Annotated in this window: 14 protein-coding genes; 8 read left to right on the forward strand and 6 right to left on the reverse strand. The window is 69.5% G+C overall.

The annotated features are described in order from the left end of the window. Window positions 1-41 precede the first annotated feature (41 nt). Complete coding sequence (locus OG966_RS28000) at window positions 42-1,244, forward strand: acetyl-CoA C-acetyltransferase (protein ID WP_326652663.1); 1,203 nt, start codon at window positions 42-44, stop codon at window positions 1,242-1,244. 32 nt (window positions 1,245-1,276) lie between these two features. Next, entirely contained in the window at window positions 1,277-2,233 is a 957-nt protein-coding gene (gene meaB / locus OG966_RS28005) for a methylmalonyl Co-A mutase-associated GTPase MeaB (protein ID WP_326652664.1), read from the forward strand. Window positions 2,234-2,332: 99 nt separating this feature from the next. Here the strand turns inward: meaB and OG966_RS28010 are convergent, their stop codons facing one another. The 4 genes from OG966_RS28010 to OG966_RS28025 form a co-directional block, all read right to left on the reverse strand. Beyond that, window positions 2,333-2,809 carry a MarR family winged helix-turn-helix transcriptional regulator gene (locus OG966_RS28010; RefSeq protein ID WP_326652665.1) on the reverse strand — a complete coding sequence of 159 codons (477 nt, stop codon included), beginning with the start codon at window positions 2,807-2,809 and terminating at the stop codon, window positions 2,333-2,335. A 127-nt stretch (window positions 2,810-2,936) separates the two neighbouring features. After that, a complete protein-coding gene (locus tag OG966_RS28015; protein ID WP_326652666.1) occupies window positions 2,937-3,719 on the reverse strand; it encodes an AIM24 family protein in 783 nt (260 codons plus the stop codon). Further along, window positions 3,716-4,366 (reverse strand): AIM24 family protein, encoded by a 651-nt coding sequence (locus tag OG966_RS28020; RefSeq protein ID WP_326652667.1) that lies wholly within the window; start codon window positions 4,364-4,366, stop codon window positions 3,716-3,718. Before OG966_RS28020 ends, OG966_RS28015 begins: the two co-directional genes overlap by 4 nt. Next, window positions 4,366-4,998, reverse strand: coding sequence for an AIM24 family protein (locus tag OG966_RS28025; RefSeq protein WP_326655404.1), 633 nt, complete (start codon window positions 4,996-4,998; stop codon window positions 4,366-4,368). The genes OG966_RS28020 and OG966_RS28025 overlap by 1 nt, the downstream gene beginning before the upstream one ends. 181 nt (window positions 4,999-5,179) lie before the next feature. Here OG966_RS28025 and OG966_RS28030 point away from each other — a divergent pair, with 181 nt between their 5' ends. Together OG966_RS28030 and OG966_RS28035 are read left to right on the forward strand one after the other, a co-directional pair. Beyond that, on the forward strand, window positions 5,180-5,524 hold the full coding sequence (locus tag OG966_RS28030) for a DUF3817 domain-containing protein (protein ID WP_326652668.1): 345 nt from the start codon (window positions 5,180-5,182) through the stop codon (window positions 5,522-5,524). Then, the gene (locus OG966_RS28035) at window positions 5,521-5,814 is read left to right on the forward strand and encodes an MTH1187 family thiamine-binding protein (RefSeq protein WP_326652669.1); all 294 of its coding nucleotides are present in this window, start codon (window positions 5,521-5,523) and stop codon (window positions 5,812-5,814) included. The genes OG966_RS28030 and OG966_RS28035 overlap by 4 nt, the downstream gene beginning before the upstream one ends. A 26-nt stretch (window positions 5,815-5,840) precedes the next feature. Here the strand turns inward: OG966_RS28035 and OG966_RS28040 are convergent, their stop codons facing one another. Next, window positions 5,841-6,836, reverse strand: coding sequence for an ArsR/SmtB family transcription factor (locus tag OG966_RS28040; RefSeq protein WP_326652670.1), 996 nt, complete (start codon window positions 6,834-6,836; stop codon window positions 5,841-5,843). 71 nt (window positions 6,837-6,907) lie between these two features. On the opposite strand from OG966_RS28040, the gene OG966_RS28045 reads away from it, so the two are divergent. The 4 genes from OG966_RS28045 to OG966_RS28060 all read left to right on the forward strand — a co-directional run bounded on the left by OG966_RS28045 (window position 6,908) and on the right by OG966_RS28060 (window position 11,042). Next, window positions 6,908-8,344, forward strand: coding sequence for an MFS transporter (locus tag OG966_RS28045; protein WP_326652671.1), 1,437 nt, complete (start codon window positions 6,908-6,910; stop codon window positions 8,342-8,344). Between the two features lie 10 nt (window positions 8,345-8,354). Then, window positions 8,355-8,864 carry a MarR family winged helix-turn-helix transcriptional regulator gene (locus OG966_RS28050; protein ID WP_326652672.1) on the forward strand — a complete coding sequence of 170 codons (510 nt, stop codon included), beginning with the start codon at window positions 8,355-8,357 and terminating at the stop codon, window positions 8,862-8,864. Between the two features lie 64 nt (window positions 8,865-8,928). Continuing rightward, on the forward strand, window positions 8,929-9,255 hold the full coding sequence (locus tag OG966_RS28055; protein WP_326652673.1) for a DUF3817 domain-containing protein: 327 nt from the start codon (window positions 8,929-8,931) through the stop codon (window positions 9,253-9,255). Between the two features lie 86 nt (window positions 9,256-9,341). Next, window positions 9,342-11,042: an acyl-CoA mutase large subunit family protein gene (locus OG966_RS28060; protein WP_326652675.1), complete on the forward strand. Its 1,701-nt coding sequence runs from the start codon at window positions 9,342-9,344 to the stop codon at window positions 11,040-11,042. 49 nt (window positions 11,043-11,091) lie between these two features. Here the strand turns inward: OG966_RS28060 and OG966_RS28065 are convergent, their stop codons facing one another. Beyond that, a complete protein-coding gene (locus OG966_RS28065) occupies window positions 11,092-11,739 on the reverse strand; it encodes a TetR/AcrR family transcriptional regulator (protein ID WP_406733745.1) in 648 nt (215 codons plus the stop codon). Window positions 11,740-11,911: the final 172 nt, after the last annotated feature.

The following is an 11,911-nucleotide window of genomic DNA, read 5'->3' on the forward strand; positions in this document are numbered from 1 at the left end:
AGTAAACCCTCGTTCACTCCTCATCCAAGGGGCCGTGCCTCATGTCTGGAACGACCGGTACCACTTCAGTGATTGTCGCGGGCGCCCGAACGCCCATGGGCAGGCTGCTCGGCTCGCTCAAGTCCTTCTCCGGCGCCGATCTCGGCGGCTTCGCCATCAAGGCGGCGCTGGACCGTGCGGGCATCGGCGGTGATCAGGTGCAGTACGTGATCATGGGCCAGGTGCTGCAGGCCGGCGCGGGCCAGATCCCGGCCCGGCAGGCCGCGGTCAAGGGCGGCATCCCGATGAGCGTCCCCGCGCTCACCATCAACAAGGTCTGTCTTTCCGGGCTCGACGCCATCGCACTGGCCGACCAGCTGATCCGCGCGGGTGAGTTCGACGTGATCGTCGCCGGCGGCCAGGAGTCCATGACCAACGCGCCGCACCTGCTGCCGAAGTCGCGCGAGGGCTTCAAGTACGGCGCGATCGAGATGCTCGACTCGATGGCGTACGACGGTCTGACCGACTCCTTCGAGAACGTCGCCATGGGCGAGTCGACGGAGAAGCACAACACCAGGCTCGGCATCGCCCGCCCGGAGCAGGACGAGATCGCGGCGCTGTCGCACCAGCGGGCCGCGGCCGCTCAGAAGAACGGCATCTTCGAGGCGGAGATCACGCCCGTCGAGATTCCGCAGCGCAAGGGCGAGCCGGTGGTCTTCGCCAAGGACGAGGGCATCCGCGCCGAGACGACGGTGGAGTCGCTGGGCAAGCTGCGTCCCGCGTTCGCCAAGGACGGCACGATCACCGCGGGCACGTCCTCGCAGATCTCCGACGGCGCCGCTGCGGTCGTGGTGATGAGCAAGGCCAAGGCCCAGGAGCTGGGCCTGGAGTGGATCGCGGAGATCGGCGCCCACGGCAACGTGGCCGGACCCGACAACTCCCTCCAGTCTCAGCCGTCCAACGCCATCCAGCACGCGCTGACCAAGGAGGGTCTCGGTGTCGAGGACCTCGACCTCATCGAGATCAACGAGGCCTTCGCGGCGGTTGCCGTGCAGTCAATGAAGGACCTCGGGGTGTCCCCGGAAAAGGTGAACGTCAACGGCGGCGCGATCGCGCTCGGTCACCCGATCGGCATGTCCGGCGCGCGGGTGGTCCTGCACCTGGCGCTGGAGCTCAGGCGCCGTGGCGGCGGCGTCGGTGCGGCAGCGCTGTGCGGTGGTGGCGGGCAGGGTGACGCGCTGATCGTGCGCGTCCCGGGCAAGTAACCCTCGTACGTAACCGATCGAACGGAGCGGCAATGGTGGACGTCCCCGAGCTGGTGGCCCAGGCGCGGGAGGGCCGGCCGCGGGCTGTCGCCCGGCTGATCTCGCTGGTGGAGGGGGCGTCACCGCAGCTGCGTGAGGTGATGGCGGCGCTGGCTCCGCTGGCGGGCGGGGCGTATGTCGTCGGTCTGACCGGTTCGCCGGGTGTCGGCAAGTCGACGTCCACGTCGGCGCTGGTGTCCGCGTACCGGCGGGCCGGGAAGCGGGTCGGTGTCCTGGCCGTCGACCCCTCCTCGCCCTTCTCGGGCGGGGCGCTGCTCGGCGACCGGGTCCGGATGTCGGAACACGCGTCCGACCCGGGCGTCTACATCCGCTCGATGGCCACGCGCGGACACCTCGGCGGTCTGGCCTGGGCCGCCCCGCAGGCGATCCGGGTACTGGACGCGGCCGGCTGTGACGTGATCCTGGTCGAGACGGTGGGTGTGGGGCAGTCGGAGGTCGAGATCGCCTCGCAGGCGGACACCTCGGTGGTGCTGCTGGCGCCCGGTATGGGTGACGGCATTCAGGCGGCGAAGGCCGGCATCCTCGAGATCGGCGATGTGTACGTCGTCAACAAGGCGGACCGGGACGGCGCGGACGCGACGGCCCGCGAGCTGAACCACATGCTCGGTCTGGGCGAGTCCCGCGGCCCCGGCGACTGGCGGCCGCCGATCGTGAAGACGATCGCGGCGCGCGGCGAGGGCATCGACGAGGTCGTCGAGGCGCTGGAGAAGCACCGCGCGTGGATGGAGGAGCGCGGCGTCCTCGCCGAACGCCGCGCGCGCCGCGCGGCGGGTGAGGTGGAGACCATCGCGGTGACGGCGCTGCGGGAACGGATCGGAGACCTGCACGGCGACCGCCGCCTGGGCGCTCTGGCGGAACGGATCGTGGCGGGTGAGCTGGACCCGTACCGCGCTGCGGACGAACTGGTGGCGGGCATCACCGAGGGCTGACGGCTGTCAACCGGCGGCGGGCGGTGCGCTGTTCGAGCCACCCGCCGCTCACGGCAGGCCCGCTCCCGACAGGGGCCCGCACCGGACAGGCCCGGGGGGCTACGGCTTGCCGCGCCGCCCGCGCAGGTTCTCGGCGACCGGAGAGAGTGACTCGCGTAGATCCGCCAGCGCCTCCGGCGAGAGCATGTCGATGAAGTGCTTGCGCACGGACGCGACATGGTGCGGCGCGACCTTCTGCATCGTCTCCGTGCCCTGATCGGTCAGGACCGCATACAGCCCGCGCCGGTCCGACTCGCAGTTCTCCCGGCGTACCAGCCCCGCGTTCTCCATACGGGTGATCTGGTGCGAGAGGCGGCTCTTGGACTGGAGCGTGGCCGCGGCGAGGTCGCTCATCCGCATCCGCCGGTCAGCAGACTCGGAGAGGTTGACCAGGATCTCGTAGTCGTTGTTGGTCAGGCCGAACGGCTGGAGGTCCTTCTCCATCTGGTACGTCAGCAGTCGGTTGACGTCCAGATAGGTGCGCCAGGCGCACTGCTCGTCGTCGGTAAGCCAGCTGGTGGCCGTCTCGGTCTCCATATATGGATTCTACCTAAGAAGTTGAAAGACGGACGAAAACGGGGAGTGTGACGCCCGGCACCCGGCGCGCGACCGGAGTCGCGAACAAGGGTGCAGGCGTTCGACGTCACACTCCGCAGACTACCGTTCACAGGCCGAAGCGACGCTGGAGGTCCCCCAGCTGGCCGGGAAGACGCGGTGCCGCCCCGTGTTGACCGGGCGAGCCCGCCCCGCCGTGGCCCCCCGGAACTCCCGCCGCCTGCGGCACGGCGCCGGTCGCCTGTTCGGCCATCAGCGCCTCCGTCGACTGCAGAAGTACCGTGCCGGCTCCGACGAACTCGAACTGATGCTCCTCGCCCGAGGCCCCGCCGATCCCGGTCAGCGCCCGCACCCCGCCCATCACGCCCGTCATATAGCCGTGGTCGTAGTGGTGGCAGGGTGACGGACAGTCGGCCCAGCCCACCAGCGCCTGCGGATCCACCCTGATCGGCGGCTCCATGAAGACGACGGGGCCGTTGGAGGCGGCCACGAACTTGCCCGTACCGATCAGCGTCAGAAAGCCCGGCACGATCGACTGCTTCAGCGCCAGCGTCGGCTGGTACGCCAGCAGATTGCCGGAGCGGATCGTGAGATTGCCGTTGTCCAGGTCGTAGGAGTTGACGTCGAAGGAGCGGTCGGCGAGCAGCATCTTGCCGCTGCCCTCCGCCACCACCCAGTCGCTCGCGTGCAGCGGCGAGTGGAATGAGGTCCGCAGCAGCCGGTCGAGCCGGCCATGGCCGATGCCGTTGAAGTCGATGCGCCCGTAGTAGGCGATCATCTTCCCCTTCTGCAGGAACCATTGGCTGGATTTGAGCTCCACGCAGAAGGTGTACGCGTTGACGTTGTCGTCGCTCGGCAGCGTCATCGGGTCGAAAATCACGGGCGCGCTCACAGTTTCTCCTCCGACGCCTGGACGTACACCGCACCGCTGCCGCTGAGCTCCAGCTGGAAGGCCTCGCCCGAGCCGCGCCCCACCATGTCGCGCCAGCCCAGCGCGGTGGAGAGCTTGTTGCGTACGTCGCCGTGGTGCGCCACATACGCCTGCGGGTCCACATGGACCGCCCGCCCCGGAGCGATCGGCAGCTCGATCACCCCGCCGTGCGCCATCACCGCGACCGCGCCATGGCCCTTGAGTGTCGTGGTGAACAGGCCCTGGCCCGTCACCTGGCCGCGCACCATGCCCATGACCCCGCCCTGCGAGCCCATGAACATCGTGCCCTGCTGCAGCGTCCCGTCGAAGGCGAGCAGCCGGTCCGCCTCGACGAACAGGGTGTCGCCGGTCAGCTGGATCACCTGGATGTGATGGCCGCCGTGGCCGAACATCACCGTGCCGCTGCCCTCGACCGTCATCAGCGGCGTGGCCTCATTGGCCACCCGCCGCCCGATCATCGAGGCCAGGCCGCCCTGGCCGCCCTGGATATTCGGCGTGAACGAAACCTCGCCCTTGTACGCGAGCATCGCGCCGCGCTGACTGAACATCTTCCGGCCGGGGACGACCGTCGCCTCGACCATCTTGGAGTTGATCTCGCGGAACGGCATCAGACGTCGCCCCCGATGGTGTTGCGCTCGCTGGGCTGCACGTAGACGAGTCCGTCGCCCTCGAAGCGGATCTGGAACGCCTCGCCGCCGCCCTCGCCCAGGATGGTCCGGAAGGTCACGCCGGACTGGAAGTCCTGCCGCAGATTGCCCTGGTGGGCGATGTAGGCGCCGGGGTCGACGGAGAGCGGGTACTGGGGTGTCACCCGCAGCACCACGGCCGAGCCGTCCGACATGATCGCCGCCTGGCCGGTGCCCTCGACGGTCGTGGTGAACAGGCCGTTGCCGCTCGCCCCGCCGCGCAGCCCGGTGAAGGTCGTCCCGGTGCGCAGCCCGGCGTCGGTGCAGAGCAGATTGCTCGCCTCGACATAGAGCTTGTCGCCGTGCAGGTTCACCAGGTTGATCTCGGACGCCCGGTCGGCGAAGTAGCAGGTGCCCTGCCCCTTCACCTCCATCATCGTCATCTGTTCGCCGGTCAGTCGGCGGGTGACCATCCCGCGGATGCCCTCACCGCCGCCGGACATCTTTTTGAACGCCATCTGGCCGTCGTAGGCGACCATCGAGCCGTTCTTCGCTTTGACGGCGTCGCCGGTCATATCGACGGCGAGCACCTTGCTGCCTTGGAGTCGGAACATTGCCACGGGGCGACGTTAGCGGCCGGTGCGCTGCGCGAACAGCTCCTTTGGGAGGATCCGGACCCCGACATTGACCCCGACACGGACCCCGGCAAGGCCCTCGCGAAGATGGCTGCCACAATGGGGGAGCGCTTGTGAGCGCGTTCACAAGATCAATGCCCCCCTCCCAGAAGGTGTTTCCGTGGACATCAAGACCGCCTCGTCCCTCCACCGCCTCCGTCTGGTCTCCGCGCCGGAGGCCGTCTCCTTCCTCCTGCTCCTTGTCTGCTCGGTGCTCAAGCGCACAACGGAGTTCAACGCGGTCCCGGTGATGGGCGCGGTCCACGGCGTGCTCTTCATCCTGTACGTGATCTTCTGGCTGGACGCCTGGAACCGCACCAAGTGGGAGGCGAAGACCGCGGCCCTCTACTTCGTGCTCTCCGTGCTCCCCTTCGGCGGCTTCGTCGCCGAGCGCAAGCTCAAGCGCGCGGCCGAGGACGAGGTCATCGCCTCCCGTGCCCGCCGCGAGAGCGTGGTCGACGCGTGATCGTCGCCTTCTCCGTCACGCCCTTGGGTGTCGGCGAGGACGTCGGTGAGTATGTCGCCGACGCCGTCCGGGTCGTCCGCGAATCCGGCCTGCCCAACCGCACCGACGCGATGTTCACCTCGATCGAGGGTGACTGGGACGAGGTGATGGACGTCGTCAAGCGTGCCGTCGCCGCGGTCGAGGCCCGCGCGCCGCGCGTCTCCGTCGTCCTCAAGGCCGATATCCGCCCCGGCGTCACCGACGGTCTCCACTCCAAGGTCGAGACCGTCGAACGACACCTCTCCGCCTGAAACCACTCGGAGCGCCGGGCTGACGGTCAGGGCGCCACAGGGTGCGACGACACCGCGAGCGCGATACCCAACGGCGTTCGCTCGTACAGCACCTGATGGCCGTAGCGGCGGGCCGTCAGCAGCCCCGCGTCGCGCAGCACCGAGAGGTGCGCCGACACGGAGGACGGCGCGAGGCCGAGGCGCTGCGCGAGCGCGGTCGTCCCCGCGGGTTCGTCGAGCGCGAGGAACACGGCGGCGCGCTTGGCGCCGAGCAGGCGTGCCAGCGCCTCGGGCGCGGAGCCCGTGGGCTGCGCCCACAGCGCGCCGATACCGCGTGCGGGGTAGGCGACGGTCGGCTGCCAGGGCGGTTCGAATCCGGTCACGACGTCGGGCCAGCAGAAGACACTGGGCAGCAGCATGAGGCCCTGCCCGCCGAGGTCGCGTACATGGTCGCCGGGCGTGGTCAGGACCAGAGTGCCGTCGGTCCAGCGCAGCCGGGGGTGGAGATCGGCGAAGAGCCCCTCGAGGCCGGTCTCCGCCAACCGCCGCGAATGGAACGCCACATCGGCCTCGAGAAGTGCGCGCAGCCGCGGCCAGTCCGGCTCGACGAGCGTGTGCCAGGCGCACTCCATGGCATCGGCGAGCTCCCGGACGGCCCGCGCCGGATCGGCGACGAAGGCCCGCCCCTGCGGGGAGTCCGACGCCCCCGGGGTACAGGAGAGCGCCCACGCCATGTCGTGCCGCGCGGCCTCGGGATCCGCGCGGCGTACGGCGGCGATCTCCTCCTCGAAGGAGGCGGCGGGCCCGATGGGCGGCGGCCCGAGAAAGTCCGGGCTGTGCCCGCGCTGCGGCATCAGCAGCCACAGGGCGGTGAGATCGAGCTCGTCGGCGGCGCGGCGGATCCGGCGCAGCCAGGGCAGGTGATATCCGTGCCGATCGGGCCGTTTGAGGATGCGTACGGCGCTCTGAGTCTCCCAGAGAGGGGAGACGGCGAACCGGATCCGCAGCAGATCGGCTTCGCCGAAGTGCATGTAGGACGGCATGATCACCTCGGAAGATTCGGCTGCTGCCGAAAGTTTAGGCGGGGCGCGAGGGCATCGGCAGGCTGTGGGCCATGCCGAAAGAGAACCTCACGGAAGACCCGCCGCTGCCGGCCCCCGAGGATGGTCCCGCGGGGGCCGGCGCCGCTGCGGCGCCCCGGGAAGGGGACGGGCCGACGTCTCTCGCTCCCGTACCGCCCCTCCCCGAACCCGGGGCCGGGCCCCCGGCCCCCGGCGGCGCTGCCACGCCGCAGGACCCCGGCTCCGCCGGCCCGGACCCCGGCGCGCCCGGCCCCGGCTATCGGGCCGTGTTTCAGGTACGCGAGTTCCGCGCCGTATTCGTCGCGCATCTCATGTCGCTCCTCGGCGTCGTCGTCAGCGAGATCGCGCTCACCGTCCTCGTCTACCGGCTCACCGCCTCGCCCCTGCTCAGCTCCCTCACCTTCGCGCTCGGGTTTCTGCCCTACCTCGTCGGCGGGACCCTGCTCGCCGGGGTCGCCGACAGGTACCCCGCCAGGCGGGTGCTCGTCGTGTGCGATCTGCTGTGTGCGGCGTGCGCCGCCGCCATGGCGCTGCCCGTGACGCCCGTCGCCGCGCTGCTCGTGCTGCGCTGCTTCATCGCCGCGGTCTCACCCGTCTTCAACGGCACCCGCACGGCGACCCTCGCCGAGATCCTCGGCGACGGCGACCTCTACGTTCTCGGCCGCTCGCTGCTGCGCATCGTGTCGCAGAGCGCCGTGCTCACCGGGTTCGGGCTCGGCGGGCTGCTGCTGGCAGTCGTACCCCCGCGTGGCGCCCTCGTCGTCACCGTGTGCACATTTCTGGGCTCGGCGCTGCTCCTCCGCTTCGGTACGAAGAGGCGCCCGGCCAGAAGCGGCGACAGCGGTGCCCTGCTGCGGTCCTCGCTCTCCGGTGCGCGGCAGATCTTCGCCGACCGCAGGCTCCGCGTGCTGATGCTGCTCTTCTGGGTGCCGCCCATGTTCAGCGTCGCGCCGGAGGTTCTCGCCACCCCGTACGCGGACGAGATCGGCATCGGTCCGGCCGGCCTCGGGCTGCTCATGTGCGCGCTGCCGGTCGGCACGATCGCCGGTGAGCTGTACGCCGGGTCCGCGCTCGGCCCCGTCTCCCGTGCCCGTATCGCTCTGCCCCTCGCAGCGGTCACCCTGCTGCCACTCCTCGCCTACGTCCTCACACCCGGTCTCGGCTGGGCACTGCTCGTGCTGGTGTCGGCCGGCGCCGGCTCCGCGTACACCCTGGGAGTCGACCGATGGTTCATCGAGGCGGTCCCCCCAGAGCTGCGCGGCCGGGCCATGACCCTGCTCACCGCCGGACTGATGACGATCCAGGGCGTCGGCATGGTGCTGGCCGGGGTCGCGGCGGAATTCTTCTCCGTGGGCACGGTGGTCGCCGGGGCCGGGGCGGTCGGAACTCTCTGCTGTCTGCTCCTGGTCGCCGAGGCCAGGAGGACCGAAGTGCGAGACGGGGCTGACCGCCATATGACCAGTCGGTAGGGTCGGTGCCGTGCCGAAGCCGCTCAGTCTTCCCTTTGATCCCATCGCCCGAGCCGATGAGCTCTGGCGGCAGCGATGGGGTCCCGTGCCCTCGATGGCCGCGATCACCTCGATCATGCGCGCGCACCAGATCCTGCTCGCGGAGGTCGACGCCGCCGTCAAGCCGTACGGACTGACCTTCGCGCGGTACGAGGCGCTGGTGCTGCTCACCTTCTCCAAGGCCGGTGAGCTGCCGATGTCCAAGATCGGCGAGCGGCTGATGGTCCACCCGACCTCGGTGACGAACACGGTGGACCGGCTGGTCAGGTCCGGTCTCGTCGACAAGCGGCCCAACCCGAACGACGGGCGCGGCACGCTCGCCTCCATCACGGAGAAGGGCCGGGAGGTCGTGGAGGCGGCCACCCGCGAGCTGATGGAGATGGAGTTCGGGCTCGGCGCGTACGACGCCGAGGAGTGCGCGGAGATCTTCGCGATGCTGCGCCCGCTGCGGGTCTCGGCCCAGGACTTCGACGAGAAGTAGAGCGAGCGGCGGCCCGCACCACCCGGACGAAGATCGCCCTTTGCGTCCGGTTACGCTCGTAGCCATGAAACAGAGCGTGCTGTCCCGCTACCGGGTGATGGCGTACGTCACCGCCGTGTGGCTGCTGGTCTTCACCGCGGCGATCATCGCGAAGTACGGGTTCGAGGTCGGCGACACCATGCTGATCTCGCAGATCCACGGTGTGCTTTTCATCATCTACGTGATTTTCGCCTTCGATCTCGGCTCCAAGGCGAAGTGGCCGTTCGGCAAGCTGCTCTGGGTGCTGGCCGCCGGCTGCATCCCCGTGGCCTCCTTCTTCGTCGAGCCGAAGGTCACCCGCGAGATCCGTCCCCTGGTCATGGACGCCGAAGCGGCGACCGCCGAGGCGTAACCGGCACAGGCGTTCCCACGGCCGCGAGCAAGGCTCGCGGCCGTCTCCCATCGACATTTACTAGGACGTCCTAGTAAATTCAGAGTATGGACGCTGACGCCATCGAGGAAGGCCGCCGACGCTGGCAGGCCCGTTATGACAAGGCCCGCAAGCGGGACGCGGACTTCACCACGCTCTCCGGTGACCCGGTTGAGCCCGTATACGGGCCCCGGCCCGGCGACACGTACGACGGCTTCGAGCGGATCGGCTGGCCCGGTGAGTACCCCTTCACCCGCGGGCTCTACCCGACCGGCTACCGCGGCCGCACCTGGACCATCCGCCAGTTCGCCGGCTTCGGCAATGCCGAGCAGACCAACGAGCGCTACAAAATGATCCTGGCCAACGGCGGCGGCGGACTCTCCGTCGCCTTCGACATGCCGACACTCATGGGCCGCGACTCCGACGACCCGCGCTCGCTGGGCGAGGTCGGCCACTGCGGCGTCGCCATCGACTCCGCCGCCGACATGGAGGTCCTCTTCAAGGACATCCCGCTCGGTGATGTCACCACTTCGATGACGATCTCCGGACCCGCCGTCCCGGTCTTCTGCATGTATCTCGTCGCCGCCGAGCGCCAGGGCATCGACCCTGCCGTGCTCAACGGCACGCTGCAGACCGACATCTTCAAGGAGTACATCGCGCAGAAGGAGTGGCTCTTCCAGCCGGAGCCGCATCTGCGCCTGATCGGCGACCTGATGGAGCACTGCGCGCAGGGCATCCCCGCGTACAAGCCGCTGTCGGTCTCCGGTTACCACATCCGCGAGGCCGGAGCGACGGCCGCGCAGGAGCTCGCGTACACGCTCGCCGACGGCTTCGGCTATGTCGAACTGGGCCTGAGCCGCGGCCTGGACGTGGACACCTTCGCGCCCGGCCTCTCCTTCTTCTTCGACGCGCACCTCGACTTCTTCGAGGAGATCGCCAAGTTCCGTGCGGCACGCAGGATCTGGGCGCGCTGGATGAAGGAGGAGTACGGCGCGCAGACCGACAAGGCGCAGTGGCTCCGCTTCCACACCCAGACCGCGGGTGTCTCGCTCACCGCGCAGCAGCCGTACAACAACGTTGTTCGCACCGCGGTCGAGGCGCTCTCCGCGGTCCTCGGCGGTACCAACTCCCTGCACACCAACGCCCTGGACGAGACCCTCGCGCTGCCGAGCGCACAGGCCGCTGAGATCGCGCTGCGTACTCAGCAGGTGCTGATGGAGGAGACCGGCGTCGCCAACGTCGCAGACCCGCTGGGCGGTTCCTGGTACGTCGAGCAGCTTACCGACCGCATCGAGGCGGACGCCGAGAAGATCTTCGACCAGATCAAGGAGCGCGGCCGCCGGGCGCACGCCGACGGTCGGCACCCCATCGGTCCCATTACCTCCGGCATCCTGCGCGGTATCGAGGACGGCTGGTTCACCGGCGAGATCGCCGAGTCCGCCTTCCGCTACCAGCAGTCCCTGGAGAAGGGCGACAAGCGGGTCGTGGGCGTCAATGTCCACCACGGCTCTGTCACCGGTGACCTGGAGATCCTGCGGGTCAGCCATGAGGTCGAGCGCGAGCAGGTACGGGTCCTGGCGGACCGCAGGACCGGCCGGGACGACGCCCGGGTACGGTCCTCGCTGGCCGCGATGCTGACCGCCGCGCGGGACGGCTCCAACATGATCGCGCCCATGCTGGACGCGGTCCGCGCGGAGGCCACGCTGGGCGAGATCTGTGACGCGCTGCGGGACGAGTGGGGCACGTACACCGAGCCTCCCGGCTTCTGACAGCCGAGAACCGAGGGCCCGGGCCAATGGTGGTCCGGGCTTTCGGGCTTCAGCCCCGAAGTGAGCCCAGCCCCGACACCAGCAGTGTCGTGAAGGTGCGCGCCCACTCCTCGTCCACGGGCTCGGCACTGACCAGCGCCCGGTGGACGACCGCACCCGCGATCACATCGAAGATCAGGTCCGCGTTGCGGGCCGCCGCCTCCGGGTCCTCCTCGTAAGGCAGCTCGCCGCGGGCCTGTGCGCGGGCCCGGCCCTCCAGGACCAGCCGCTTCTGCCGGTCGACGATCGCCGAGCGGATACGGCCGCGCAGCGCGTCGTCCCGCGTCGATTCCGCGACCACCGCCATCAGCGCGGTCTTCGCCTCGGGCCTCGCGAGCAGCGCGGCGAACTGCAGCACCACGCCCTCCACATCGGCCATCAGACTGCCGAGGTCGGGGAGTTCGAGCTCGTCGAAGAGTATGGCGACGGCGTCGACGACAAGTTCACTCTTATTGGTCCAGCGGCGGTAGAGCGTGGTCTTGGCGACTCCCGCGCGGGTGGCCACATCGCCCATCGTCAGCTTCGACCAGCCCAGCTCGACGAGCGCCGCCCGGGTCGCGTCGAGGATCGCGACGTCGGCCTCGGCGCTGCGGGGGCGTCCCGTACGGCCCCTACGCATGGCTTTGGGGCTGGTGTGGCTGCACATGACGGCGACCATACCGGCGGGTAGGTGTTTCGCTGTGAGCCAGTTCACCGGAGGTTTCTCACACGCCGCAGGGCTGGTGCAGATACGCTACGACTCGTAGCGAAAGCCTTGACCGGCTCAGAGCGACAACCACTGACACCGGGTGGGGACCCGGTGTCGAACATTTTGGCCAGTACAGCGGTCT

Source organism: Streptomyces sp. NBC_01750, assembly GCF_035918095.1.
Taxonomy (GTDB): domain Bacteria; phylum Actinomycetota; class Actinomycetes; order Streptomycetales; family Streptomycetaceae; genus Streptomyces.

Coding starts and splice junctions, on each gene's coding strand:
- OG966_RS28055 (WP_326652673.1), top strand. CDS start 8,929: ATGAAACAGAGCGTGCTGTCCCGCTACCGGGTGATGGCGTACGTCACC.
- OG966_RS28065 (WP_406733745.1), bottom strand. CDS start 11,739: ATGGTCGCCGTCATGTGCAGCCACACCAGCCCCAAAGCCATGCGTAGG.
- OG966_RS28045 (WP_326652671.1), top strand. CDS start 6,908: ATGCCGAAAGAGAACCTCACGGAAGACCCGCCGCTGCCGGCCCCCGAG.
- OG966_RS28040 (WP_326652670.1), bottom strand. CDS start 6,836: ATGCCGTCCTACATGCACTTCGGCGAAGCCGATCTGCTGCGGATCCGG.
- OG966_RS28010 (WP_326652665.1), bottom strand. CDS start 2,809: ATGGAGACCGAGACGGCCACCAGCTGGCTTACCGACGACGAGCAGTGC.
- OG966_RS28020 (WP_326652667.1), bottom strand. CDS start 4,366: ATGCCGTTCCGCGAGATCAACTCCAAGATGGTCGAGGCGACGGTCGTC.
- OG966_RS28000 (WP_326652663.1), top strand. CDS start 42: ATGTCTGGAACGACCGGTACCACTTCAGTGATTGTCGCGGGCGCCCGA.
- meaB (WP_326652664.1), top strand. CDS start 1,277: ATGGTGGACGTCCCCGAGCTGGTGGCCCAGGCGCGGGAGGGCCGGCCG.
- OG966_RS28025 (WP_326655404.1), bottom strand. CDS start 4,998: ATGTTCCGACTCCAAGGCAGCAAGGTGCTCGCCGTCGATATGACCGGC.
- OG966_RS28060 (WP_326652675.1), top strand. CDS start 9,342: ATGGACGCTGACGCCATCGAGGAAGGCCGCCGACGCTGGCAGGCCCGT.